Source organism: Polyangium mundeleinium (genome assembly GCF_028369105.1).
Taxonomy (GTDB): domain Bacteria; phylum Myxococcota_A; class Polyangia; order Polyangiales; family Polyangiaceae; genus Polyangium; species Polyangium mundeleinium.
In genome coordinates, this window is record NZ_JAQNDO010000001.1 from 10,962,218 (window position 1) to 10,988,956 (window position 26,739).

The 26,739-nt window shown below is 69.5% G+C and carries 12 protein-coding genes; 6 read left to right on the forward strand and 6 right to left on the reverse strand.

Going from position 1 to position 26,739, the window contains the following annotated elements; translation table 11 throughout:
• The first annotated feature begins 11 nt into the window (after positions 1-11).
• The 3 genes from POL67_RS43150 to POL67_RS43160 are packed head-to-tail and all read left to right on the forward strand — an operon-like array spanning position 12 to position 10,377.
• The gene (locus tag POL67_RS43150; RefSeq protein ID WP_271927038.1) at positions 12-1,124 is read left to right on the forward strand and encodes a hypothetical protein; all 1,113 of its coding nucleotides are present in this window, start codon (positions 12-14) and stop codon (positions 1,122-1,124) included.
• A complete protein-coding gene (locus POL67_RS43155) occupies positions 1,121-6,019 on the forward strand; it encodes a hypothetical protein (protein ID WP_271927040.1) in 4,899 nt (1,632 codons plus the stop codon). Before POL67_RS43150 ends, POL67_RS43155 begins: the two co-directional genes overlap by 4 nt.
• Positions 6,016-10,377, forward strand: coding sequence for a capsule biosynthesis protein CapB (locus POL67_RS43160; protein ID WP_271927042.1), 4,362 nt, complete (start codon positions 6,016-6,018; stop codon positions 10,375-10,377). The genes POL67_RS43155 and POL67_RS43160 overlap by 4 nt, the downstream gene beginning before the upstream one ends.
• A 1-nt stretch (position 10,378) precedes the next feature.
• Here the strand turns inward: POL67_RS43160 and POL67_RS43165 are convergent, their stop codons facing one another.
• Complete coding sequence (locus tag POL67_RS43165; protein WP_271927043.1) at positions 10,379-10,990, reverse strand: hypothetical protein; 612 nt, start codon at positions 10,988-10,990, stop codon at positions 10,379-10,381.
• Positions 10,987-13,212: a hypothetical protein gene (locus POL67_RS43170; protein ID WP_271927045.1), complete on the reverse strand. Its 2,226-nt coding sequence runs from the start codon at positions 13,210-13,212 to the stop codon at positions 10,987-10,989. Before POL67_RS43170 ends, POL67_RS43165 begins: the two co-directional genes overlap by 4 nt.
• A 142-nt stretch (positions 13,213-13,354) precedes the next feature.
• On the opposite strand from POL67_RS43170, the gene POL67_RS43175 reads away from it, so the two are divergent.
• The 3 genes from POL67_RS43175 to POL67_RS43185 all read left to right on the forward strand — a co-directional run bounded on the left by POL67_RS43175 (position 13,355) and on the right by POL67_RS43185 (position 15,629).
• Positions 13,355-13,540 carry a hypothetical protein gene (locus tag POL67_RS43175; RefSeq protein WP_271927047.1) on the forward strand — a complete coding sequence of 62 codons (186 nt, stop codon included), beginning with the start codon at positions 13,355-13,357 and terminating at the stop codon, positions 13,538-13,540.
• An 11-nt stretch (positions 13,541-13,551) separates the two neighbouring features.
• A complete protein-coding gene (locus POL67_RS43180; RefSeq protein WP_271927049.1) occupies positions 13,552-14,493 on the forward strand; it encodes an STAS domain-containing protein in 942 nt (313 codons plus the stop codon).
• A gap of 185 nt (positions 14,494-14,678) precedes the next feature.
• Positions 14,679-15,629, forward strand: a complete 951-nt coding sequence (locus POL67_RS43185; RefSeq protein WP_271927051.1) for an STAS domain-containing protein — start codon at positions 14,679-14,681, stop codon at positions 15,627-15,629.
• Here POL67_RS43185 and POL67_RS43190 read toward each other — a convergent pair.
• From POL67_RS43190 to POL67_RS43205, 4 genes are all read right to left on the reverse strand, one after another.
• Positions 15,619-16,902: an oxygenase MpaB family protein gene (locus POL67_RS43190; protein WP_271927052.1), complete on the reverse strand. Its 1,284-nt coding sequence runs from the start codon at positions 16,900-16,902 to the stop codon at positions 15,619-15,621. The genes POL67_RS43185 and POL67_RS43190 overlap by 11 nt on opposite strands.
• 56 nt (positions 16,903-16,958) lie before the next feature.
• On the reverse strand, positions 16,959-18,239 hold the full coding sequence (locus POL67_RS43195) for an AAA family ATPase (RefSeq protein WP_271927053.1): 1,281 nt from the start codon (positions 18,237-18,239) through the stop codon (positions 16,959-16,961).
• Positions 18,240-18,326: 87 nt separating this feature from the next.
• Entirely contained in the window at positions 18,327-20,750 is a 2,424-nt protein-coding gene (gene pbpC, locus POL67_RS43200) for a penicillin-binding protein 1C (RefSeq protein ID WP_271927054.1), read from the reverse strand.
• A complete protein-coding gene (locus POL67_RS43205; protein ID WP_271927055.1) occupies positions 20,747-26,491 on the reverse strand; it encodes an alpha-2-macroglobulin family protein in 5,745 nt (1,914 codons plus the stop codon). Before POL67_RS43205 ends, pbpC begins: the two co-directional genes overlap by 4 nt.
• Positions 26,492-26,739 lie beyond the last annotated feature (248 nt).

Below are 26,739 nucleotides of genomic sequence, written 5' to 3' on the forward strand. Positions count from 1 at the left end.
GGCTTTTCGCGATGACATTGCTCTTCGGCTGCGGGGCGCCGTCCTGCCCGAAGAGCCCACCCGCGCCGGCCGCTTGTCCTCCCTCGGAGGCCGGCGCCATGATGCCCCAGGTGGACGAGGGGGCGACGAAGGCGCTCGAAGAGCGGATCGCTAAGCTGCGGAAGGGCGGTCGCCGCACCGTGACGTACAAGGCGCCGACGAACGAGGAAGAGCGCGCGTACGCCGCCTGGGTGCGCGACGCGCTCGTCGCCGCGACCGAACGCAAGGAGCCGCCGAAGAAGGCCCCCGAGGGGTTTTCGTTGCGCGTGCTCGGCGATGTGTGGCTGCTCGAAGAGGCGCGGAAAAAGAAGCGCGGTGCGGGCGCGATCGTGATGCGCACCGGGCGCGCGAGGCCGATCCTCGTGGAAGCGCCGCACACGTTCTACGACGCAGGCACGCTGCCGATCGCGCTCTCCGTATTCGATGCGCAAGCGGCGCGGGTGCTCCTGATCAACACGGTGCACCGCTACATCGACAAACCCGCGGACGCCGCGAAGGACGGCGGAACGAAGGACGAGAAGGCCGCATCCAAGGACAAGGACACCGATGCGGACGAGGCCGACGACAAGGACGACGACAAGGACGATGACAAGGGCGCGGCCGTGGAGGAGCCGGCCGGGGTCGATCGCGACGAGGCGGATGATCCGAACGCGGCGGCGCCGGTCGTCGCGTCGGACGTGGCCCACGCGGAGCACTCGTTCTTTCATGCAGCCCATCGCGAGCTCGTCGCGCTCATGCAAGGCGCGGTCACCGTGCAGATCCACGGCTTCCGTGACGACAAGTCGGAAGGCACGGGCGTCATCGTGAGCGCCGCGAAGAGCAACGCCGACGCCGCGGGCCTCGCCGCGCGCCTCGGGCCCGCCGTCGCCGACACCCGCGTCCGCGTCTACCCGACCGACGTCTCGATCCTCGGCGGCACCATCAACCAGCAGGCGCGCACCTGCCGCGAGCTCGGCGCGCCGTTCTTCCACGTCGAGATCGCGCGCACCGTTCGCGACGCGCTCGGCTCTGACAAGCAGAAACGCGCGCGCTTCGCCGCCGCGCTCGATCCGATCTTCGCCCCGCCGAAGCCCCCGAACCCATGAACGTTCGGTCTGCCCTCGCCGCGGCCCTCGGGCTCGTCCTCGGCCTCGCTCCCGCGGGAGCGCGCGCCGATGCGAGCCTCGATCCGCCCGGCTGGGTCGCGCCGACCCGCGCCCGTGTTGCGCCTTTCTCGCTCGACACCCCCACGCAGGGCGGTGCCGTCGAGGTCGATCCGAGCGTGCCGATCTCCCTCGCGAAGGGCTTGGTCCTGCTCCTGCCCATCGAGCCTGGGGATCGCGTCCGCCTCGACGGTCCCATCACCGCCGTCGGCCTCGGCACCGGCGTGCGCGACGTGCCCGACGCGGTCACGTGGCTGCCGCTGTCCACGCTCGGGGGCTCCGCTCCGACAAGCGGAGCTGCGCCCCCGAACCCCCCACCAACCGCCGCCCCGACGTCCGCCAGAACCACCGAATCCCGCGTCGTCGACGTCCCCATGTGGACCGGCGCCCGTTTCCTCGTGGTTCGGTCCGACAAACCCGCCACGATCACCGCCTCGATGGGCAGCCTCCTCCGCTCCTCGCTCGCCTGGCATCGGCTCGACGAGGACGTCACGCGTTGGCTGCGTGATCCGGCTTCTCCCCGGCCCGAGACCACCATCCCCGAAGCCGCCTCGATCCTCCGCTGGATCTTCGCCGCGAAAAGCGCGCTCGACGCCGCGCCGCCCGACGCCACCCGCGACTGGCTCACCGTCCGCTGGCTCGAAAGCTCCCTCCTCGTTCGCCCTCTCGTCGAGCCGTACTTCGTCCGCCGCCCCGTCGTCCTCGAAGGCGGCCGGGATGCCCGCGAAGCCGCCGATCACCTCACCGCCGAGCCCGACGCCTCCCCGTGGCGCCTCGTCCTCGCCTCCCGCGGCGCGCTCGCCGCCAAGGCGAACAGCATCGTCGTCGACGCGCCCGCCTCCGACGTCGTGCGCCTCTCCATCCAGGCCCGTGGCATCGGCGCGGCCCGCGCCATCGTCCGTGCCGGTGACCTCGTCGTGCGCGAGCTCGTGTGGGACGTCGCGACCCGCACCGCCGACGCCCAGCGATGGACGGCGACGCAGAGCATCCGCATCCCCTTGCTCGTCGATACACGGCGCGTCTCGATCGAGGCCCTCGAAGGCGAGATCGCCGTCGCCGCCACCGCGTTCCGCAAGCGCACCGACGTCCTCGACATCGCCCCGCGCGCCCGGGATCGCGAAGCCCGCCTCGACGCCCTCGGCGAAGGCGCGAAGGAACCCGCGGCCGCGGCCGTCCTCCGCCTCGCCGCCGCCGCCGATCGCACGGGCGCCGCGCATGACGTCGACGCTGTGCTGAAGCGCGTCCAGGCGAGTGACGTCCCTCCGGCCTTCCGCGCCTTCCTCCTCGCCGAAGCCGTCCGCTGGGCCACGAGCCCCGAGCAGGCCCGCGAGGCCGCCGAACGCGCCTTCGACCTCGCCCGCGCCCTCCCCGCGGGCGCCGCCGGCCCTGCTCTTCGCGCCGTCCTCGAACGGCTCACCGCGGCCCACGCCCGCACGCTTCCCCCGCCGCGCCCCTGGGAGCGCCCTCTGCCCGAGGCCACCCACGAGGACGATCGCGCTGCCCTCGACGCCCTCCGCGCCATCCTCTCGCCGCCCGAGGACGGTCGCCGCCCCGCCGCCGCGCCCCTCGCCGAACGATACGCCTGGCTCCACGGCGACCTGCCCAGCGCCGCCAACCGCGCGCGCCAAACCTGGGTCCGCGAGGCGCCTTGGGACACGCTCGATCCGCCCTCCGGCGCCGTCGTCTGGAACGACATCTCCGTCCCCTTCGACAACGTCGGCAGCACCCGCTGCGCCCTCGTCGGCCCGCGGGGCCTGCGCTGGACCGTCCTCCGCGAAGGCCGCGCCGAGATCGACGTCCTCCCGCCGCCCGCGCCCGCGACCCACACCCGCCTCCTCGTCATTTCCGGACAAACCGACCCGGCCCCGGAGACCTCGCTCCTCATCGACAACATCGCCGCCGCCGTGCACACCGGCGCCGGCCTCGGCACCGGCGTCGCCGTCACGCCCGGCCGCCACGCCTTCGAGCGCCCCGCCGGCGCTGTCCCCGTCTTCGCCCGCATCCCGCGCGACGGCGCCGCGCCTTGCGACACCCTGCGCGAGCTCACCCGCTGGATCCGGCTGAACGGCGACGCCAAGTTCCGCGTCCCCGACCCGGGCCGCGCCACCGTCGCGCGGGTCGTCGCGCATGTCGCCGAGAGCGGAACCCGCAAGCCGCGCCGCCTCCATGTCCGCGTCGGCGACCGCGTGTACGAGGCCTGGATCGACCACGGCGCGACCGGCGCGATCGAGGTCCCCGTCCCGGCCGACGCCGGCGAAATCCAGGTCGAGACCCAGGAAGAGACCCTCCTCCGTGTCTCCGCGCGCCTCCACCCGCAACGCGCCCCCGAGCCGCGTATCCCCGCCGCCGCCCGCGAGACTGCCCCCGAAGCCATCGCCCTCCTCCTCGCCCGCGTCCGCGACGCCTCCCGCGAGCTCGAAAAAGCCCCGCCCGCCGCGCAGGACGCGCTCCGGAAGCGACGCGCCGAGGCCCTCGAATCCCTCGGCTACGGGACCCTCGCCGCCCTCGATCGCAAGGGCGACATCCCCCTCGAAACCGCCGAGGAGCCCGACACCCAGGCCCCTCCCCAGGCGCTCCTCCTCCCTGCTGGCAGCCCGGCCGTCGTCCCCCTCGGCCTCCTCCCGCGCATACCGCCCCTTCCCCTGCCGAAGGAGCTCGATCCGCTCACCCGCGCTCGCCGCGCCCAGGCCGCCGACGACACCGCCGCCGCCCTCACCGCCCTCACCGACGGCAACGCCCGCGCCTCCACCGACGCCGACGGCCTCATGTACGCCGTCCTCACCGAGCGCACCGGCGCCGGCTGGATCGCCAGCGAAGTCTTCGAACGCATCGGCCTCACGCACCGCTCCGGCCCGGCCCTCGCCCGCGCCGCCGCCCTCTCCACCGATCGCGCCGCCGACGAGCAGGACCGCGCCCGCGCCCTGCGCAGCTTCATCCTCGCCCAGCACGCCGTCGAGAACGGCGATCCTGCCTCGCACGCCTTCGCGCGGCTCGCGCCCGCCGTGGGTTGGCTCGCCGTCGCCCGCGCCGACAACGCCGCTGGCACCGGCCTCGTCGACGTCCGCGGAGGCCGCACGCCGTCGCTCGGCGTCCAGGTCCGCCGCGCCCTGCTCGACGTCCCCGACGACGCCCTCCTCCTCGCCGAAGGCCAGCACGTCGAGCTCCGCGTCCGCCAGAGCAAGCCCACCACCCTCGGCGTCGAGACCCAGTGCCTCGCCCTCGAAGACGACCCGCTCTGCCAGCTCAGCGTCGAGATCGACGGCAAACCCGCCCCGTGCGGCGACGCCCCGGCTTCTCCCCGCACCGCCTGCACCCTCTCGATCCCCCGCGGCCCGCACCGCGTCGAGATCCGCGCCCCGCGTGGCCGCACCATCATCGGCTCGGCCCGCCTCTCCGGCGCCGGCGGCTTCTCCTTCCAGGCCCGCGTCGTCTCCGAGTGGTTCGAGATCGACCCCGATCGCCCGCTCGAGCTCGCCTTCGCCGCGCCCACCGTCGTCCGCCTCGAAGCCCGCGGCCCTGCTGGCGAACCTCGCACCCTCGGCTGGTCCCTCGACCCGCAGATCCCCCTCCCCGGCACCACCTCCCGCGGCGAGCTCCTCCTCGATCCCACCGCCGATCCGGCCGCGCACCTCGTCGGCGGCGACCGGAACACCCTCGTCCCCCTCGGCCAGCAGCTCGAAAAACGGATCCCCGTCCTCCCCGACGGCCCGCACACCCTCCACGTCACCTCGCCTGGCGGCCGCGCCCTCGTCCGCGTCCAGCTCGCCGTCCCCATCGGCCTGCCCAAGCCCCGCCGCGCCCCGCCCGTCCCTGGCCTCCGCCCTGCGCCCACCGGCGCCCCTGAGCCGCCTCTCCGCGTCGCGCCCGACATCGTCTCCGACGCCGATCCCGGCAGCCTCCTCACCTCCGTCTACGCGCGCCTCGTCGACCTCGACGTCGGCGACGAGGACAACCTCACCGGCGCGCGCCTCCTCGAAGTCGGCGTCGCCCTCCGCCGCGAGATCGAAACGATCCACGCCTGGACCCAAGGCTCCGTCTTCGCCCGCGCCCGCTTCGGCGCCCCGAGCTTCGGCGTCGCTGGCTCCTTCGACCTCGCCCCCAACGGCTTCATCCCTGGCCTCTTCGTCCGCGGACGTGTCGTCGCCCAGCCTGTCGACACCTTCGGCCTTGGCGCTCGCGCCCTCGCCGGCGTCCTCTGGTCGATCCCCCTTGCCGACTCCGTCTCCCTCGTCCCTTGGGGCGGCGCGGCCCTCGTCCTCACCGACCCCAACCTTGCCGGCCAGGACGACGCCGACCGCGAAGTCTGGACCCGCTACTCCAGCACCCACCCCGCGTACGGCGTCGTGGGCCTCCGCGCCCTCTTCCGCCCGGCCATTGACGCCCTCGCGAGCGTTGGCCTCTCCACCCGCACCACCCCGGACTTCGCCGGCATCGACCGCGCCGACCTCGAGGCCCAGCTCCACCTCCTCCCGGGCCGTGGCTTCACGCCCTGGATCACCCTCGGCGCCTTCACGAGTTACCGGCCGGCCGGCTACGACCGCCCCGAATCCTTCCTTCGGAGCGGCGTCAACGCCCAGCTCACGTTTTGGACGTGGCTCATGCGGGGCCACCGCCTCAGCGCCGGGGCCGAGGGCCGCGTGTTGCTCGACGTCCCTCGGGAAACCTCGCCCTTCCGACTCTCCGGCGGTATCTTCGTGGCTTACGACCTCGCGGGCGGCAGGGGCCTTCGTGACTTGCCGCCGCGGGAGGCCCCGTTCCGCGCTCGGCTCGAAGAGGGCAGCGGCCGTATCGACAGACGCCGCACCTCCTCCGACCCGACCTGGGGTACGCCGCCTTGAGATACCCTCTCGCTCCCGCGCTCACGAAACGTAAATCCCGCCATGCCGACGGGCGGGAAGGGCTCGCGATCGAGCTCTTCCAGAGCGTCTCGCCCCTCATGGCGAAGCTCCGCGCCCCCACCGTCGAGCGCATCGCCGAGAACATCGCCGCCGAGCTCGGCCCGGGACCGCACCCCCCGGGCATCATGATCGCCTCCCTCGTTCGCGCGGCCGACGTCGCCGTCGGCGAGCTCGACCGCCTCAATGGCGAGGCCGCCTCGCTCATGGTCGCCTACCAGGGAGCCGCCACCGACGAGGACAAACGCAAGCTCCTCATCGACCACCTCCGCGCCTCCGCGAAGACCCGCCTCGACGCACGCCGCGACGTCCAGGCCACCAAGCGCTGGCTCGACATGGAGGCCGTCCAGGAGCGCTTCGCCGCCCGCATCGCCGACCAGGTCGACGCCGTCGAGGTCGCCTACGAAGCGACGATCACGAAGGCCAAATCCCTCACCGATGGGGATGCCTACCGCCTCCTCTCCGGCGGCGGCGTCCTCGAATTCGCCATGTCCCACGCCTCGACCGGACGCCCGCAGCCCGTCCGTGTCGCGGCCTTGCGTGTCCTCGCGGCCCTCCTCGCGCGCCTCAACCCCTCGCAGCGCCTTGGCCGCTTCGGCGTCGAGCGCGCCCGCCAGGTCCTCGCGTGGGCCCGCGGCGTCGACGCCATGCGCTGGGCGCAGGTCGCGGCCCTCGAAATCGCCTCCCTCGTCTTCCCCGACGGCATTCGTGGCGTCATCTCCGAGCGCCTCCGCATTCGCTCCGGCAAGGACGGCCCCATCATTCGCCGCAATTCCTTGCGCATCCTCGGCACCCTCGCCGACGACCGCTCCCGCCTCGACACGGGCCTCATCGCCAAGGACGACCCGAGCGAACACGTCCGCCAGGAGCTCGCGCGCTTCCTCGGACAAACCCGCAGCGAGGGCGGCCTCGAACAGCTCGTCAAAATCATCACCGAGGACAAATCGCCCCGCGTCCGCGGCCTCGGCATTCGTGTCCTCACGAAGCGCGCCGGCGGCTTTGCCTGCGAGGGCCCCCGCGCTGGCAACGAGCCCCCGATCGAGAATGGCGACCCGGCTGCGGCCGAGGCGCTCCTCGGCGTCATCCAGCGGGCCTTCACGAAACCCGAAGATTCGCTCCCGGTGCGCGTCGCGCTCGAATCCGTCAAGCTCGTCGCGGCCGGCACCACGCCCGTCCTCCGCCCGGGGTATTTCGTCGAGCCTCTCGCCACGCTCGCCAACAACGAAAAGGCCGGCGCCGAGCTCACGGAGGGCGCCGCGGCCACGCTCCGCTGGCTCGAAGTCGCGGCCGAGCCCGAGCTCATGGCCCTGGCGCAGCGCTTCAAGGACAAACTCGAAAAGATCAAAGAAGGCCGCTCCTCGCGCTTCCACGTCCCGCCGAACACCCCCACGCGTGACCTCGAACGTGCCCTCGCCGTCGCCGCGCGCGGCGACATGACCGTCTCCCTCCAGAAGCTCGGCCCCGGCAAATACATCCTCTGGCGCGGCGAGCCCCGACACTGGCGATTCTGGCGTTTTTGGAACGAGCTCAAGACGCCCATGCCGGACAAACGCAAGGGCTACGCCCATACCCAGGGCCGCGTCTGGCAGGGCGAAATCGTCGTCCCGCCGTACGGTATGGCCGAGGTCACGCCCACCCGCGTCCCCGGCGAGCGCCAGCTCTGCCCGCCCGTCGCCGGCTGGGGCCCGTTCTTGCCTCGCGTCGACGAATTGCTCTCGGTCTGCTCCATCTCGGGCAAACCCCTCCGCATGATCACGCCCGTCGGCACCGTCCTCCTCCGCGGCCCGGACACGCTGAAGGAGCGCATGCGGGCGCGGTGGAAGCTCTCGCTCGAATACCCGCAGCTCGCGCTCGTCCGCCAGCGCTCGCTCGGCGCCAGCGAGCCGCGCGAGAAAAAGCTCTTCTGGCAGCAAGCCCAGGAGCTCGGATTTTCCCTCGACGTCGTCGACACCGAGGGCGAAATCGAAAACGCCCGCTTCAACCTCGTCCCGCACCTCCCGCGCAATTTCTACGCCCCGCTCCCCTTTGCGCTCCCGCCGATCGCCGAGCACGTCCTCTCGTTCTTGTTGTCGCCCTCGGGCAACACCCCCGCGCACCTCGCGGTCGTCGTGTGGGGCCTCTTCTCGTATCTCATGCTTCGCACGGCGGTCATCATGCGCGGCATCGAGAAGGCGCGCGCCGCGATTCCGCTCTCGATCGGCGGCTGGGGCACGCGCGGCAAATCCGGCTCCGAGCGCTTGAAGGCCGCGCTCTTCCACGCCATGCGGTACGACGTCGTCGTGAAGACCACCGGCTGCGAGGCCATGTTCATTCACGCGATGCGGGACCTCCCGGCCGGCGAAATCTTCATTTATCGCCCCTACGACAAGGCCACGATCTGGGAGCAGCGCAACGTCCTCTTCACGGGGAAAAACCTCCATTGCCAGGTCTTCCTCTGGGAGTGCATGGCGCTCCAGCCGCGCTTCGTCGAGACCCTCTGCAACGAATGGATGCAGGACCCGATCACGACGCTCACGAACGCTTATCCCGACCACGAGGACATCCAGGGCCCCGGCGGTGAGGACGTCGCGCGCGTCATCTCCTGCTTCATGCCCCAGGACGGCGTCACCTTCACCTCGGAAGAGCAGATGTTCCCGCTCTTCCTCGACAATGCACGCCGCAAACGGACAAACCTCGTCCACGTCCAGCCCATCGAGGCCGACATCATTCCCGTCGACCTCCTCCAGCGCCTCCCTTACCAGGAGCACCCGCGCAACGTCGCCCTCGTCCTCGAGCTCGCCGATTATTTCCAGATCGACCGTGAAAAAGCGCTCGTCGAGATCGCCGACCACGTCATCCTCGACCTCGGCGTCTTGAAGACCTATCCCACGGTCGAATACCGTGGCCGCAAGCTCACGTTCTCCAATGGAATGAGCGCGAACGAGCGCGCCGGCTTCCTCTCCAACTGGACGCGCCTCGCCTACGACAAACACAACCCCGACGAGACGCCCGACCGGGCCACCTGCGCCGTCGTCAACAACCGCGCCGACCGCGTCGCCCGCTCCCGCGTCTTCGCGCAGATCTTCGTCGACGACGCTGGCTGCGACCACATCGTCCTCATCAACACGAACCTCGGCGGCATGATGCAGTTCATCACCGAGGCCCTCGACAGCTGGCTCGGCGGCACCCGCATCACCGCCGACGCCGACAAGGAAAAGGCGCTCGTCAAATTCGACGAATACCTCCGCCGCACGGGCACCCGGTCGAGCCTCGAAGCCCTCGAAGAGACGCTCCTCATCATGCTCAAGGCCTTGCCGATGGAGGACGAGGACGCGCGCAAGATCGTCGAAGACGCCCGCCCGCTCTTCTCCGCGACCCCCGAGGAGCTCGGCGCCGCGATTGAAAAAGCCTTGTCCGGAAAATCAACTCCCGAGGGCAAGGACGACATCCGCCCCGACATCGTCGCCCACACGATTCGCTACGCCAAACGCACGAAGATTCGCGACGACGCGAAGAAACGTGTCTCGGGCGCGCTCGACCAGAAAGCGTGGGCCGAGGCCGACGGGATCTTCCGCGCCGCCTACCGCGAGCTCTTCCTCGAACGCGTCTATGTCCTCTGGAACTCCGGATCCACGGGCGACCAGGTCATCGATTTCATGGTCAAGCAGATCCCGCCCGGGATGGACGTGCGCATCATGGGCACGCAGAACATCAAGGGCACGGGCCTCGACTTCGTGTACCGGTGGCTCTCGATGGACCGCGTGCGTCTGAACATCGAGAAGATGGAGACCACGCCGAGCGCGCGCGCCGAGGTGCTCACGTTCTTCATGTCGTACAACGACTTCAGCCTGATCGATTGCCGCGAGGCCCTCGAAGCGACCAAACGCGCAAAGACCTCCGACGATCCCGACTGGCAGCAGCACGCGAATCTGATCAACGCCGCCCTCGAACGCCTGAGCAACCTCGAGCGGGACAAGGTCACGAAACTCCAGGCGACGGGCAAAGCAGGCCTTGGCCAACGCGTCCTCAACAAGGTCGAGCAGCTCTTCGACCACCTCGACTCGGTCCGCCGCACGAACACCGCGCAGACGGTCATGAACGACCTCTTCGCCGCGCGCGTCGGCCACGGCCAGGCCGCCATTCTGCTCCGTGACGTCACGGGCCGTTCGAAGGGCGGCTGGCTCTACAAGGACCTCAAGAAATGGTGGGCCAAGCAGGAAGAGCGATTCCCCTGGCTCAAGGGCAAGAGCGAGGAAGAGCAAAAGAAAGACGACAAGAAGGGCGATTCACCGCCGACCGGGGATCCCGCGCCGGCGGGCTGATTCAGCGCGCGTAAATTGTCGGCCCCTCGTCCCACGGCATCCACGATTCCGAGATGATGAGGAACGTCGACGCCGACGTCATCCCCTTGTAGCCGAACTCCACGCCGAGCCATTCGAACACCCGGCGATCGCCGGTCCGCACCGGGAACACGATCTCGCCGCCCTCGGGGAACGGGATGAACTCGTCGGTCCCCACGGGATCGAGCTTGATCGACACCCCTTCGTGCTGGCCGCCCAGCATCGCGATCTGCGCCATCGATCCACTGCACCGGATCCGTACCCATTCACGGATGTTCTGGAGCCGGCAGCCATTCGCCGACGACCCCGGCGAAAAGGACCTCTCTACACCCAGCACGTCCCAGTCGCTGTCCTTCGGCCGCGGCGACTTGTCCGCTGAAATCGCGAGCGTCTGCTTCGGCGGCACGGCCGGCCCCGCCTCCGCGTCCCCTCCGTCGTCCGCGTCGCCCCCGCCCGCGTCCTCCAGGGCCGCGACGCTCCCGAACGGCGCGTCTTGCGCCACGGGCGCGTCCTCTGCGCTCGCCCAGCCCGCGAAGAGCGCGCCTCCTGCGAATGCCAGCGCCACGAACCCGATCGTGCCCATCTTCGTCTTCATAACGTCCTCAGGAACGCCACGAGCGCCGCACGCTCCGGCTTGGTGAGCTGGTTCGTGTTCCCCATGCGATCGTCGTTCTGCTCGATCAGCTCTTCCAGCGTCGAGAACCGCCCGTCGTGCGCATAAGGCGCCGTCCCCCCGACGAACCGGAGCGACGGCGTCTTGAATCCGAGCTCCTGATCCGGGGCGAAGCCCTCCGGCGGCGCCAGCTTCGAATAAATGGGGTACGGCGCGCGATCGCTGTACTCCATCTCAGGCACGTGGCAGCCCGCGCATTTCGTCTCGACGCGCAGAAACATCTCCTGCCCCTTCTTCTCCTCCTCCGAGAGCTCCCGCGCCTTGCGCGGCGGCGGCACCAGCCCGAGCCGCAAAAACGCCCGCAGCGCCATCGCCCGCTCGGTCAGCTCCTTTCGATCGTGCCCGTACGGCAGATCGCCCCACCGGTGCAGCAAAAACCCATTCGTCAGCCGGTGCGTGAGGTGCGGGCTCTCCGCGTGCCATCCATACGGCCCCTCGTACACCACCCGCCCCGCGAGCATCGGTGTTTGGCGCGCAAAACCCCCGTTCGTCCCGTTCTCCGCCCCCCAGCCGGGGATGTTCGCCGCGCCCGCGAAGAAGTTCGGATGTTGCCCGACGGCCGCGACCTCGTGCCAGACGTGCCCATCGTCGCGCCCGTCCGGATGGCAGCCCGCGCAGCCCATCCCGCCGCTCATGACCTCGTCCGATCCATTGTAATAAAGCCGCCGGCCGAGCGCCGCCTCCGCGGGCAGTGGCTCCTCCCCGAGCCGCATCAACTGGTTCCTTCGCGCGTCGAAGAACACGACCTCCATCGAATGCGTCGCCCGGCAAAAGACGTACGCCGATCGCTCGTCCGCGGCGAGCGCGATTCCGCTCGGCGCGCCGCACCCGGTCGCCACCTTGTATTTCGGATCCGGATCCTTCCGCAGCTCGTGTCTCGCCGCCACGAACAGCGCCGGATCGATCGGCCCCGCGTAAAACTCCAGGAGATCGTCCGTCCCCTCCGAGGCCACGAGCAGCGTATCCGTGCTCTTCCGATACACCACCGCGCGCGGCTGCACGAACGGGTTTGGCGCGGAACGCGGCCCCGCGCCACCCGTCTCCTGATCCGTGGCCATCCCCGCTGCTTGCGGCGTCGTCATCTTCGGCCCGGCGAGGCGCGTCGGCGCGAGCGGCGTGTCGTCCGTCGTGAGAAGCACGTCGACCGCCGACACCCCCATCCAGACCTGCGGCCCCAATCCGCCGAGCGCATGCCGCGGCACGTAAAGCTTCTTCCCGTCCGGCGACAGCACCGCCGAATACGCGAGCGACGCATTCGACTTCGCCCCCACCTCCGTTCGCAAAGGCGACGCCGGCAGCGTGATCCGCCGCGCCGACGCCGCCTCCCCGTCGATCCCGTCGATCCGCGTGAGATCCGTGCCCACGAGGTGCGTCACGTACGCCGCTTTCCCGCTCGGGTGCACCACCACCGCGCGTGGCTCGCGCCCCACGTCCACGGAAAACCGCACCTTCCCCGTTGCGATCTCCACGCCCGACACCTTGTGCGTCCAGGCGCTCGTCACGAGCGCCGTCGATTCATCGGGCGTCACGGCCACGCCCCACGCGTCCTCGGGCAATTCGACCCGCGACTCGACCACGAGCCCCTTTTCGGCGTCCGGCCGCATCACGAGCAGGAGCCCTGGCCCCGTCGCCGACGGCACCGTCTTCGGTTTCTCGTATTTCTCGGGCCCTTTTGCTTTCGTCACGACCGGCGCCACGCTCGCCGAGGCCGTGGGCGCGGGCGCCGCGCTCGCCTCGCGCTCCTCCGGCTTCAAATCGGTGCCAGGCGCAATCGCCCCTTCACTCCGAATGGTCACGAGCACGCGATCCGCGAGCGCGAGCACCTGGGTCGGCTGCCCGGGCACCTTCACGGTCCGCGCCGGCTTCTCCACGTCCACCGGCATCGTGATCACGTGCACCACGCCCCGATCCTCATCGGCCACGTACATCACGTCATCGGAGGGCGAACGCGCGATCGTGCTGCCCTCCCGCGCCACGGCCTTCCGCTTTTCTTTTGGCGCCGCGGGCGCCTCGGCCGCGCTCGGGGCGCCCGCGCTCGTCGTCTCCGCCGGGCTCGGCGTGGGCTCCCCGGGCTTCTCGCCGCCCCCCTTGCATGCGACGACGGCCGCTGCGACTGCGATCGGATAGCCCCATGAAAAACGCATCGTCCTTGTCTCTCCCGGACCGCGTGGCCCCTACCTTCCCCGCGGCGCCGAGGAACGCTCGGGCCGCGGCCCCTCGTCCAGGGACCCGCGAGAGCACGCATCTTACCCGGTCCACGCGCCATGATCATGATAAGGTTCATCCATGACGACGGAGATGCGAAAGCTCGTCGAAGAGCTCTGTTCTCCGGCATGCGCCGGTCGCAAACCAGGCACGAAGGGCGGTGACGCCGCGCGCGCGGCCGTGTGCGATACGAGCGGCGCCTTGCCGGATCCGCTCCGAAATCACGCGTCGAGGCTCGTGGGCATGCTCGAATCGAAGCTCGCCTGAGGTGCGCCGCGATGGATCACGCCGCACGCATGCGCCGCATCACCGACACGCTGGCGCGCCTCGTGGACGAAGAAGTCCCGCCGCTCATCGAGGTCATCGAAGACGGCCCGCTCGGCGACATCGAACGTGAGGTCAATCGCGCCGTCACGAGCCTTTGCGCGCGGCTCGAAGAACGCCTGATTTTCCGCGTGGGCCCGGTCGTCGTCTTTCGCTGGCGTGCCGAGCCCGGCTGGCCGGTCGAGTACGTCTCGCCAAACGTCCTCGATCTGACCGGGTATCCCGCCGAGGAATTCCTCTCCTTCACGCGGACCTTGTCCGACCTCATCGTCCCCGAGGACGTCCAACGCATCACCGAGGAGCTCCGGGCCTTCGAGGCGAGCCGCGTCGAATGGTTCACCCAGTCGCCTTATCGCATCCGCAAGCGCGACGGCCGGACGATCTGGGTCTCCGATACCGCTGTCATCCAGCGCGACCCCTGGACGCAGGAGGTCACCCATTATTTTGGCTACATCTTCGACAGCACCGATCACATCGAGCAATCCATCCGCCTCCAGCAGAACGAATCGACCCTCCGGAGGCTCGCGAGCCCCCTCCTGCACGTATGGGACGGGGTCCTTGCAATGCCCGTGATCGGCGCCCTCGACGAGACCCGCGCCGCGCACATGACCGAGACCTTGCTCCAGTCGATCACGGACGGCGGAATCAAGGTCAGCGTCATCGACTTGACGGGCCTCGACGACGTCGACGCGGCCACGCTCGAGCACATCATTCGAATGGTCCGTGCCGCCGAGCTCCTCGGGAGCCAGTGCCTCGTCTCGGGCATTTCGTCCCGGGTCGCCGCGGCCATCGTATCGCTCGGCGTGGACGTCACGAAATTACACACGTTCGCCACCCTGAGCGCTGCGCTCGGCCACGCCCTCCGGCACAGGAATCTCCGCCGCGCCGGCCCGTAGAAGAGCGCACAGCGCAAAATCCGCACTACACCTCACGGCCGCACGCGAATTCCAATATCATCCGAATTCGCGTGCGTGCATGACGCAGGGAAACCCTTGTCGACGGAAGCGCGCCTGGGGTAAACTGAAGTTGCTTTCATTCAGGGGGAGGAGCCTCGGGGGGTGCTCGAGCCGAAGGACCCCCCATGAATCAAGCCGAGAGACTACGTCGAATCTCCACGTCCCTGGCACGCCTCGCCAACGAGGAGCTGCCCGACTTCATCGAGGATATCGACGACGGTCCGCTCGGCGACATTGAACGGAACCTCAATCACGCCATCGGCAGCCTGAGCACGCGCCTGGAGGAGCGCCTCCTCTTCGCCATTGGCCCGGTCGTCGTCTTCCGCTGGCGCGCCACGGACGGCTGGCCCGTCGAGTACGTCTCTCCGAACGTGGCCGAACTGACGGGGTATCCGACCGAAGATTACCTCCTGGACAAGCTGAAATACTCCGACCTCGTGTACCCGGAGGACCTCGCGCGCGTGGGCGAGGAGGTCAGCACGTACAGCGCGAGCGGCGCCGAATGGTTCGCCCACGAGCCCTATCGCCTGAAACGCCGTGACGGCCAGACGATCTGGATCGCCGATTATACCGTCATCCGGCGCGCCCCGGCGAGCGGCCAGATCACCCATTACTTCGGCTACATCTTCGACACCACCGACCACGTCGAGCAATCCCTCGCGCTCGAACGCAACGAGCAGACCCTCCGGCAGCTCAAGAGCCCGCTCTTGCACGTGTGGGACGGCGTCCTGGCGATGCCCGTGCTCGGGGCCGTCGACGAGGCCCGCGCCTCGGCCATGACGGACGCGCTCCTCACCGAAATCACCCGCAGCCGCGTCCGCGTCGCCGTCCTCGATTTGACGGGCCTCGAAGACGTCGACGCGGCCACGCTGGAGCACCTCATGCGCATGGTCCGCGCCGCCACGATGCTCGGCAGCCATTGCATCGTCTCCGGCATTTCGCCCCGGGTGGCCTCGATCATCGTCTCGCTCGGGATCGACGTGGCGAAGCTCTCCACGTTCGCCACGCTGAGCGCCGCGCTCGGCCACGCCCTCGGACAGGCGGGGCGCCGCCGCCCCGACCGCCTCAACGCGTGAACGACTCGACCGCCTTGTATTCGGCGCGCCGCGGCCCGAGGTGCGCGTCGAGCCACTGCCGCGCGCGCCACCGAGCGAACGTGTCTGCCCATTCGTCGACCACGTCCACGTGCTTCCGCACGGTCTCCAGCGCGAAGACGACCGGGAACTGCGCGAACGGGTGAAGCTTCCAGAACCCCGGATCCGGCAATCCGAAGGCGCGGAACGACTGCGGGGACAGGAAAAATTTCGTATACCCGAGCTCGAGGTGGTATTCGAGCCGCTTGCGCAAGGCTACGAGCGGCGGATCCCCCTCGCGCGGCGCGTACGATTGCACGTACGAGCGCGCCAGATCCACGCCGTCCTCGCCCGCCTTCTTCGCGCCCTTCGAGAGCGCGGTGAACACGAGGCGCACGCCGTCCTCGTACGTCGGCGGATACCATCGGGGCTGCACGCCCATCAAATGGCCCACGTACCGCCAGAAGTGCATGAGCGCCTCGACTTCCTCGCGGCTCGTACGATACCCGAGCTTCTTCAGCGCGAGCGCGCCCACGCTGCCGGCCATCAGCGTGATCAACGCGTCCCCCTGGCTGATCGGCACGCCCCAGGCGTCGAGGTCCCACGCCGGATGACGAAGGAGCCGCTTTCGCACGAACACGTGCATCAACCGGACGCGCAGCGCCGTCTTTCTCCCCTGCCCGCCCGGCCGGAGAGCCCCCGGCTCCGACACGTCGATCCAGAACGCGGCCGTCTCCAAGAATCGTCGTTGCGCCGATTCCCCGGTATACGCGCCAGTGAATGCGAGCGGCTTCACGACCGAGCACTCCTGGTACGCGTCGAGCGTCACCGCGCCCGCGAAACTGAACATGTGCGTCCCGTGCCGCCGCCAAACCCGCGCGCCGAGCTCGACCTTCTCCCAATCGAGCCATTCCGGCGGCGTCTCCACCTCCGCGAAAAGCGCCCGCAGCGACGCCGGCGCATCCTCGATCGACGCCACGCCCGATTCCAAGGCCCGATCCACGAGCGCGCGCCCGGCCCCTTGTCCCCGCGCGAGGTAGACGTCCTCGACGAACGCCTCAGCCACGGGATCTGCGTCGTAATAGCAATGCGCGAACGTCCGCACGAGCTCGTCGGGCAACACCGGATCGAAGCCGAGCAGCCTCTGGAGCTGCTTCCGACGCTTCTGCGCGCGAGCGTCCTTCATGTTGTCCCAGTAGCGGAACTCGGTCGGAATCCGATCCACCGAACCCGACCTGAAAAACGCTGCCTCGCTCATCTGGTCCCTTTCGTGCACGCGACCTCGACCTCAACCTCGACTTCGATCGAGCTCGGCGTGGTCCGCAGGATAGCTCAGTCGTCCCAGGGCCGGGAGGATTCGAGCAGCCGCATCATCTCCCCCGAGGAGACGCTTGGGACCGCGCCGCTCTCGTTCTCGCCCTCCGATACCACGTGCCGCATCCGCGTCGAGCGCAGCCCGTCGCGCCCGCGCACGAGATCCGCGAACACGATCGCCCTGGGCAACCCTCGCAACGCCGCGATGATCGCCGTCGAATGCGTCGACAAGAGCACCTGCGGCACGGCCGTCGCCTCCCCGAGCGTCGGCGACGTCGCCGAGAGCAGCGAATCCACGAGCGCGCGCAGCCTCCCGGGATACACGCCGTTCTCGGGCTCCTCGATCGCCACGATCGCGCCTCGCCGCGCCGATCGGAGCAACGTGAAGAGCGCGAGCAGCCGGAGCATTCCGTCCGAGAGCAGCCGCGCCGGCAGCCGCTTCGTATCCATGAAATCGGCCTCCAGCCGGAGCTCGTCCTCGAAAGGCGTCACATCGAAGCCACGAAACCCGGGCAGGAGCGTCTCCATGTCCTTGCGAATCGCCGCGCGCGTCTCGGGACCGAGCGCGGCGAGCACGGTCGGCAGGTTCGAGCCGTCCTCCGCCAGCAACGTCCCGGCCGCTCGATCGCTCGGCTGCGTGAGCCGGTGCGGCTCGATGTGCAGCAGCCGAAAAGCCCGGAGCTCGCGGCTCGTCGACTCGACGAGCGGCGTCACGAGCGCATACGGGAGCGAAAGCAGGCTGCGATCTCGCCCGATATCCACCGATAACGACGGCCCGCCCTCGCTCGGCGCGATCCGCACGATCCGCTCCGGCCCCGGGGCCCCTTCGAGCTCGACGCGCAGCTCCGGCATCCCGTATCGCGCGAGCGGCCCCCAATGCGGGTGATGATCGATCCACGTATCCGCGCCGTGCTTGAGCGGCAGGAGCCGCTCGCGCGTGATCACGAGGCCGTCGAGCCCGCCGCGCTCCAGCGTCCGCTCGATCTCCACCTCGTACCGCACGCGCGACTGCACGAGGTCGTGCCGCGACGACCCGGGCAAGAGCAGCAGCTCCACGGCGAAGCGCATCGAGCGCTCCACCCCTTCGGGCGTGCGCGCGAACTGATCCCGAATACGTCCGCGTCCGCCCTTGAACGCGGTGACGAGGTTCGTCTCCGCCACCTTCGCGAGCAGCGCGAGCGCGTCGAACAGATTCGACTTCCCTGCCCCGTTCGGCCCGACGATCGCGGTGAGCGGCTCGAGATCGAGCGAGAACGCGCGCAGCGACTTGAATCCGTCGATCTCGATGCGTGTGATCATCCCGGGGTCCGCGAGAGCCGGCGACCGGCCCCCCTCCGCCACGCATGCTAGGGCCGCTTCCCCCGGCCTGTCAAACGTCGTATTGGCCTAACGCACGCTGAAGCTCGTTTTCGCCGTACGCACCGCGACGTGCGGATCGGCGGGCCGCACCACGAGCTCGTGATCCCCCCTCGCCGCGTGATACCGCGTCCGAAACGGCCAGCGCGATCGCCCCACGACCTCGCCATCCACCACGAACTCGACCTCGCTGACGCGACGCTCCACGGGACCGCCCACCGCCGACGCGGAGAGAACGATCACCTGCGCGTCGCCCTCCCCGTACACGAACACGCTGCCCGCTGCGGGCCCGTCGATTCGCAGCGCCTGCTCCACGTGCGTCACGTCGCCACAGCCGGGCACGCTCGACCGCGCAAGCCAGGGCAAACCCAAAGGATCGTGCCCCGGCGCGCCGAGCGGCAGCGCCGCGAGAAACCCTTCGTACGCCTCCGGCAACACCACGATCGATCGGCTCCCCTGCGAATCGCAGGCGAACGGCACCTCGCCTCCCCGCGTGCTCGCGCGCACGTGCCAATCACACGTCTCCTTCGGCGTCTTTCCGCGAATGAAATGCCGCGACGCATGATCCGCGCAGGCCGGTCCGGCGAGCTTGCCCGTCAGGGGACAAACCTCGACGGATTCGAGATGCGCCTCATCCCATAGCGGGGCGCGGGAAGGCACGTTCTCCATGGCCCGCCGCATCACGTCCGCGAAGAGCGGCCCTGCGCCGCTCGCGCCGGTGAGCTTTTGCGTCGGCGCGCCGTCGGCATTGCCGATCCACACCGCGACCGTCCGCTCGTGAGTATACCCGACACACCATGTATCGCGGTGCCCCGAGCTCGTCCCCGTCTTCACGGCCACCGGAAACCCGAGATCAAACGGCCCGCGCCCATGCAGGCCCCGCACGCGCGCCAGCGGATCCGAGAGCGACTCCGTCACAAGCGACGCGACCGCCGCATCCATCACACGCGAAGGCTCGCCCGCTGCCTCCGCACCCGCCACGATGCGAATCGGCGTCCGCTCTCCGCCACGCGCGAGCGCCACGTACGCTCCCGCGAGCTCGCGCAGCGTCACCTCGCCCGTCCCGAGCGCAAGCGACAAACCATAATGCCGCGCCTCCCGATCGAGGCTCACGAACCCGAGGCTGTGGAGCGATTCGAGCAGCCGCCCTTCGCCCAGCTCGGCCGCGAGCCGCACCGCGGGCACGTTCAAGCTCCCCGCGAGCGCCTCGCGCGCGCTGATGGGCCCCTCGAACGTCCCGTCGAAATTGCCCGGCGCGTACGTGCCGCCCTGCTCCGAGAATCGCGTCGGCACGTCCGCCAGCGGCTCGGCCGCCGAATGCCCGTCCGCGAACGCGAGCGCATACACGAACGGCTTTAGCGTCGACCCCGGCTGCCGCCGGGCCCGCACCATGTCCACCTGCCCCGCGATCGAATCGTCCCAGTACGAACCACTCCCGACCCAGGCGAGCACCTCCCCGTGCTCGTTATCGACCACGATCACCGCCGCATTCTTCGCTCCGAGCGAGGCAAGCGCCGAAAGGTGCGTGCGCACGAGCCCCTCGGTGTCTTCCTGCAACACGAGATCGAGCGTCGTCTTCGTCACCCCATGCCCCCGCTCGCCGGGCCGCGACACCTCGCGCATGACCGCGTCCACGAAGTGTGGCGCGTAAAACGACCGCTGGATCTTCCGCACGTGGATGGGCTCGTTCACGGCGCGCGTGTGATCGGCCTCGGTCATCACGCCCTCCTCGCGCAGATCATCGAGCAAGGCCCGCTGCCGCAGGCGCACGCGCTCCGGGTGATCATACGAATCGAGGAACGACGGCGCGCGCGGCAAGACCGCGAGCCACGCCGCCTGCGCCCAGCTCAGATCCTTCGCCGAAACCCCGAAATACCCGAGCGCCGCCGCCTCCGGCCCCGTGAGCCCGTGGCCATACCCGAGGCGATTCATGTACGCTTCGAGGATCGTCCGCTTGTCCACGGCCTCTTCGAGGTTCTGCGCCCGCGCGGCCTCCGTGACCTTGCGTTCGACCGTCCGCGGCGCCGACTTTCCCTCGGCGTCGAGTAACTTCACGAGCTGCTGCGTGATCGTGCTCGCCCCAGACACGATACGCCGGCCCTTCAAATTCTGCCCGATCGCCCTTGCGATCGCCCGGCCGTCGACGCCGTCGTGCTCGAAGAACCGTTTGTCCTCGCTGACGAGCGTCGCGAGCACGATCCGATCCCCCATTTGATCGAGCGCGACGGGCCGGCCGCGCTGCTCGGCCTCGGAGCCGATCTCGCGGAGCAAGCGCCCCTCGCGATCGACGATACGATGCCCCTCGTGCCAGTGGTCCGTGAGGCGCGCCGACGGCTCCCCCGCCGCGGCGCGCACGCGCTGCGAGACCGCCACGACCGCGAGCACGATGCTGGCGACCACGCCAGCCGCAATGCCAAGCCGCCGCAGGGCCTTCTTCGAGGGGAGACGTTTCATTGGATCGTCACCTGCCCGGCGTCGCTGTACCCCACGCTGTCCGGCTCGTACATGAGCTCGCCGGCCGCCGCGGGCAATGCAAACACGCCCGGCGTCGTCGCCCGCACGAGGTACGTCGCGGCAACCGAATCGCCCCACACCTTGTCGAAATACACGTTCACCCGATCGTCACGCATTTCGATGTGGCTCGCCTCGGACGAGCTCCAGCGGAGCGCCGAGTAAAACGGATGATGCGCGTCGATCCCCGGCGCGCTCGCCACCGTGGCGAGATCCGGCTGCACAGGCTCGAAGCCCGCCGGCAGGCGATCGGTGAGCGCGACGTATCCGCGCCGCTCGTCACCCACCTCCGGCAGACGCGCGTACAGGGCGACACGCAGAAGATCCCCGGCCTTGACCTTCGAGAGATCCACGGCACCGCCGCGCGGATCGCTGATCACGCGATACACCGACGGACCATTTTCCCCGCGCGTCCCGGCCGGCGAATCCGCGGCCGCGATGGCCCGCTGCCAGGCCGACGTGATCGCATACCCGACCGAACGATCCCCCTCGGCCTCCAGCACGAGCTTCATCTTCTTGCCCCGCACGCGGCTCAGCGGAATGGCGAACTCCTTGCTGCCGAACCCGAGGTCCGTCGTGGGCGCGAGGCTCTCGCCGTCGAGCTTCACGCGGACGATCACGCCGTCGTCCGTGCTCGCCTCGAGGTGCTGGCTCAACGCGAGCAGCGAATACGCGGTCGCCTGCGTCGTGTAATCATCCATGTCGGCCGCGATCTCGCGCAGGAGGAGCGGCAGGATCGTCGACGAACGACGCAACCGCGCGAGCGCGATGGCCGCCTGCGCCCGCGAGCGCGCGGGCGAACCATAATAGTAAAAATCGTTCATCCGCTTCGTGTTGGAGAGCGCGCCCCGCTCGTCGAAGCTCGCCTCGATCATGTCGAGCAACGTCTTCACGCGATCCTCCTGCTCCGGGAGCGAGGCGAGCGCGAGCGCGAGGCTGCCGAGCCCGAATACGCTCTGCTCCTGCTTCCGATCGAAGAGCGCGTCCGCCGCACTCCGATCGAGCGCCCCCGCGTCGGCGAGGCTCTCCGCAATCGCGGCCGAGACCTCGGGCGCCGTGTCCTCGTCGAGCATTCGATCCGCGAGGAACCGCTGCATGCCTTCGAGCAAGCCCGCCGGCGGATTGATCCCGGCCTTCTTCGCGAGAAGGACCGCCCGGATCGCATACGCCGTGCCATACACGTTCGGCTCGTCGCCGCCCGGCCAGTAGGCGAGGCCGCCCGAATCCGTGCGCATGGTCGCGAGCCGCTGAATGCCCGCGGCGATCCGCTTTTGCAGCTCGCCCTCCGAGAGCCGCGTGACGCCGATGCGCGGCAGGATCGTGCGCGCCGCAATCAGCGGCAGCGTGCTCGACGTCGTCTGCTCCACGCACCCGTGCGGATATCCGAGCAGCCATTCGAGCCGCGCCCCGAGCTCGGGCCAAAGGTGCTCCCCCACCTTCACCGTGAGAAACCCGCCCCGCTCGATCACGCCGGCCGGCACGTCGAGAAGCACTTCTTCATTTCGGACAAACGACCCACCGAGCCGCGGGCGCTCGTCGATCCCAGGCTCGTCCACGGCGAGCTTTGCCTCCACCTCGTCGAGCTTCTTGCCCGCCTCGTCCTCGGCCGAGAAAAGGAGCGGGAGCGCGCCTGCGGCCGCCGGTTCGAGCGAGAATCCCACGCGCGCCTTGCCGCCCGCCGGCACGTTCACCGTCTGCGAGCGCGCCCCGAGCCGCACCGTCGCGCCGAGCGCGGCCGCCGTCTCGTTGTGCAGCATCGTCGCCGCCTCGAATCGATCCCCCACCCGCGCGAATCGCGGCACGACGGGCACGAGCATCACCGGCTTCTTCACGAGGAAGCTCGCCTCCGACTTTGCCCCTTTGCCCTCGCGATCCAGCGCGACCGCCATGATCCGGAACTCCGTGAGGTTATCGGGGAGCTTGAACCGCACCTTCGCCTTCCCCTGTGCATCCGGGCGCACGTCGGGCTTGAAGAGCGCGGTTTCCACGAATTTCTTCCGCGCCTCGGTGATCGTCGAAAGCGCCGCGCCGCCGCCGTCGCCGGGCACGTGGCTGCGCTCGAAGAGCTCGCCGAGGTCGCTGCGCGAATCACGCACGCGGAACGAAAGGCCTCGACCAGGCCGCAGCGCCGCGGCGGGATCGATCGGGTGAAAATCCGTCAATCGAAGGACGCCCTCGTCGACGACCGCGAGCGCGACCTCCGCGTCGCCCTCGGGTTTGCCCCCGTCCGTGACCTCGATGTCGATCTCGGCCTCGTCCCCGGGCCGATAAAAAGGTTTATCGCTCCGCGCCGCGACCTCGAGCCGCGCGCCCGCCATCGACACGGGCAGCCGCACCGCGCCGATCTTGTAATCGGTGGCCGCGCGGCCCTTCGCGCCGATCGGCAAGAGCGTCGCCGTCGCGTGCACGTACGGCGCGTGCTCGGCCCGAAGCGGCACGTCGATCACCGTCGCGCCCGCCTTGACCCGCATCGCGCGTTTTTCGAGCAGATCGCCCTGCTCGATCGTGGTCACGAGCGTCGCCTCGGGGAACGGATTGCGCACGAGGATCTTCGCCGTCTCGCCGGGCGCATATTTCGATTTGTCGGCCGAAAGATCCAATGCGTGGGGCCGCTCCGGGGCCGCCGGCAGCGCCTCGCCCTCGCTTCCATAGGCCCACAACCCCATGGCGCCGCCGACCCGGCCGTCCACCTCGGCCGTGATCTCGTAGCTGCCCGAGCGGCCGATGTTCACCTTGCACGTCACCGGCTGCTTTCCGCTCGTCACCGTGCAGCGACCGGCCTCGATCTTCTTCGAAGTCCAGTCCCATTCGAGCGACCCGCCCGCCCCGCGCCGCCTCGCATACTGCCACTCGACCCGCTCGAGCTTCGCCGTCACGGTCGCGCCCTCGACGGGCCGCCCCTCCGGATCGATCACGCCGAGCTCGACGGGCACGTCGTCGCCCACCCCATACCACGTCTGCGGGAGCTTCATCCCGGCATATCGCTTGGCCGGATGAACCACGACGCTCCCCCGCCCCGCGACGTGGCGATGCGAGGCGTCGGTCACATCCGCCTCGATCACGAATTTCTGCGGCCCGAGCGCGGGTGCAACTTCGAGCGCCTGCACGACCGCGAGCTTTCCTTCGGCCGAGAGCGACCCTTCGCCCGCGCGCGACCACGGCTGCTCCTCGTCGTCGTACCAGCGAGGCGCGCGCCGGAACGAGAGCCCCGCCGCGGTCAAAGGCCCCTCCGGGAAAGGCGCGCCCTCGCGCCGCACCGTCCACGAGGCGGCGGCGCCGTCCATCGGCGCGCCAAACAGATACCGCGCCCGCACCTCGGCCCGCATCGTATTCTTGGCGTCCGCGGCTGCATCGACGTCGACCACGAACCGAGGCGGCTCGAATTCAGCGACCTGCACGATCGTCTGCGCGAGCGGTTCCCCCTCCTGATCCGGCCGCTCCAGGAGGATCTGGTGCCGGCCGATCTTTGCGTCGGCCGGAATCGTGATCGTCGTGGAGACGCTGCCCATGTCGTTCGTCGTGAGCGTTTGCTGAAAGACATCGTCGCCCGTCGGGCCCACGACGTGCACGCGCAGGGATGCGCCCGCAATGGGCGCCAGCACGGACCCGTCGGGCTTTCGGACCGTTGCCTTGACGAACACGCTCGATCCGGGCCTGTAAATGCCACGGTCCGTCAGGACGAACGCCCGGCCGAACGACGAGGGCGCGCCCTCGCCCGAGGCGAGGTCCGGAAAGATTTGCCGCTCCGTGATGCCATCACCATCCAGCGGCAGAATGAAATCCGCGTCCTGCGCGCGCACATCGAGGAAAGGCCGCTCCGTCGCGCGCAGGTCGAAAGGCAGGAGCGCGATGCCCGAGGCATCCGTGGTCACGCCGGCCGAATTCTCGTCGCCCGAGAGGCGCACGAGCGCGCCCTGCACCGGCGCGCCGCCCGCGAGCCGCGAGACCTGCACGATCGTCGCATTCGGCGTCGCGCGGGTGTGCACGGCGAGCGAGCGCTCGTCGCCGGGCCGAATCAGCGCGACGATGGGCTTGGCCGCCTCGCTCCCGCGCGGAAACTTCGCGAGCTTCGCGCTGAAGGCAATCTCGTCGGCCGCGATCGACGTGACGTAACTTTGTCCCGCCGAGAGGTGCTTCGAGAGGTCGAGCTGCGTCGTGACGAGCTTGTTTCGTTCGGCCTTGATGGCGATCGGAATCCGCACGGGAGCGGCCTCGGGGGGCAGGTCCCGCGTACGCACGCGCCGGAGCGCGGCTTCCTGCGCGGCGCGGTCCGTGGAGGCGACGGGCCAGGCGAGGAGCGAGGCTTTGGCGACGTTGCGCGAGGTCACTGCGAAATGGCGTGTCGTCTCCGGATCGAGCCACAACATGCCGTCCGCCATCGTCACGCTCGCGGGCATCGGGGCCATCTCGGCGCGGAAGGAAGCGGGCTTCGCGAGGCGGCTGCCGTGATCGTCGACGAGGCCGTCGATCGTGACCTCGTATGACTTCGAGGGCTCGAACTCGCCGCGGATCACGATTTCATTGTCCCAACGCTCGTTCCGCACGGTCATGTTCCGCACGGCCGGGCTCACGCGTACGCGGGCCGCGAGTTTGTCGTCCGGGGTCGCGATCGCCTGATTGAACGACACGCGAATCTCGCGCCCCGCCGTGTAGAGCTTCCCGTCCTGGAACGTGCACGACCGCTGCCGCCCGTCGTCGTCCCAGTACCATTCGCACGTCACCTCCGAAAAGGCGAGCGCCTCCGCCACGGTCACGTCGATCTCCCGTGCCTGGTGAAGTTTTTCCAGGAACCGCGGCTTCGCCTGGAGAACCAGCTTCGTGCCGGCCGCGACGGGCGAGACGGGGCGGACGAGCACGACGAACTTCGGATCGACCTTGATCCCCTGGAACGTCGGCGTCTTCGGGTGATCCATGACGACGGAGATGGGTCGTTCGGTCGCCGCGTCGGTCAGCGTGATGAGGCTCCGCGCGAGGCCGAGGTCGATGGGCTGATCATAAAGAACCGCGAACGTCGAGCGCGCGCCGACGTCGCGGCCGTCATTCGGGTGCATCGCGATCACACGGTGGCGGCCGGCGACGGGGATGTAGCCGAGATCCTTGCCGGCAATCGTGACGCCCGGGGTCGCCTTGAATTGCGCTTTCCAGGCCTCCTTCAGGCCGGCGCCCGCAGGCGTCTTCAATTCGCCGAGCTCCACGCCGTACGTGGTCTCCGTGTCGAACGGGCGCTTCGCCACGAATTCGAGCGTGGTATCGCTCAGCCAATACGCCTCGCCCTCCACGCTCGGCGTCAGGCGAATCGTGCCCTCTGCGGCCTTCGCCGGCCCTTTGGCCGCGGGATCGGGCGCGGGGCGCGCGATCCGCTGATTGAACACGATGCGGAACGAGGGGCCGCGGAACGAGAATTTTCGGTCGTCGTCGAGACTCGGGCTCTGGACGACGAGGTCGGTGGAGGTGCGGTCGACCTCGTCGCCATACGCCGGCAGGCGATCCTTCCGCGACACGGCCGGGGGAAAGACCAGCGGCTCGTCGCCCTTGTGCACGGCCCGCTCGATGACGACGGGCGGCGGAGGTTGTCCGGGCAGGGTGGTGGGAACGGAGGGCGTGCTGCTGCAAACGAGGCCAACCGAGGAGGCGAGCAGCACGGCCGGGACGAGCCAGAGGGGACGGGTGCGGGCGGGGGACATGGTCCGTGCACCTTCCACGCCCTGCGCCGCTCGGAGAGGTGAATGAAAACGCATGGTTACGATCTCCGGTGTGTGTCCGGCGGGCCGCGACGTGTGGAAACCACGCCGCGGGGTGGGCCCAGCGGGGACGACACGCGCATGCGAGGCTCCATCGTTCGATGCTACCACCATTTCCCACGCAGGGCGTCATTCAAAAATATGTGGCAAAAAGCCTGCTCGTGTCTGGAAATGGGTAGAGCATCGGGGGC

Coding starts and splice junctions, on each gene's coding strand:
- POL67_RS43185 (WP_271927051.1), top strand. CDS start 14,679: ATGAATCAAGCCGAGAGACTACGTCGAATCTCCACGTCCCTGGCACGC.
- POL67_RS43205 (WP_271927055.1), bottom strand. CDS start 26,491: ATGTCCCCCGCCCGCACCCGTCCCCTCTGGCTCGTCCCGGCCGTGCTG.
- POL67_RS43195 (WP_271927053.1), bottom strand. CDS start 18,239: ATGATCACACGCATCGAGATCGACGGATTCAAGTCGCTGCGCGCGTTC.
- POL67_RS43180 (WP_271927049.1), top strand. CDS start 13,552: ATGGATCACGCCGCACGCATGCGCCGCATCACCGACACGCTGGCGCGC.
- POL67_RS43175 (WP_271927047.1), top strand. CDS start 13,355: ATGACGACGGAGATGCGAAAGCTCGTCGAAGAGCTCTGTTCTCCGGCA.
- pbpC (WP_271927054.1), bottom strand. CDS start 20,750: ATGAAACGTCTCCCCTCGAAGAAGGCCCTGCGGCGGCTTGGCATTGCG.
- POL67_RS43155 (WP_271927040.1), top strand. CDS start 1,121: ATGAACGTTCGGTCTGCCCTCGCCGCGGCCCTCGGGCTCGTCCTCGGC.
- POL67_RS43170 (WP_271927045.1), bottom strand. CDS start 13,212: ATGCGTTTTTCATGGGGCTATCCGATCGCAGTCGCAGCGGCCGTCGTC.
- POL67_RS43150 (WP_271927038.1), top strand. CDS start 12: ATGACATTGCTCTTCGGCTGCGGGGCGCCGTCCTGCCCGAAGAGCCCA.
- POL67_RS43165 (WP_271927043.1), bottom strand. CDS start 10,990: ATGAAGACGAAGATGGGCACGATCGGGTTCGTGGCGCTGGCATTCGCA.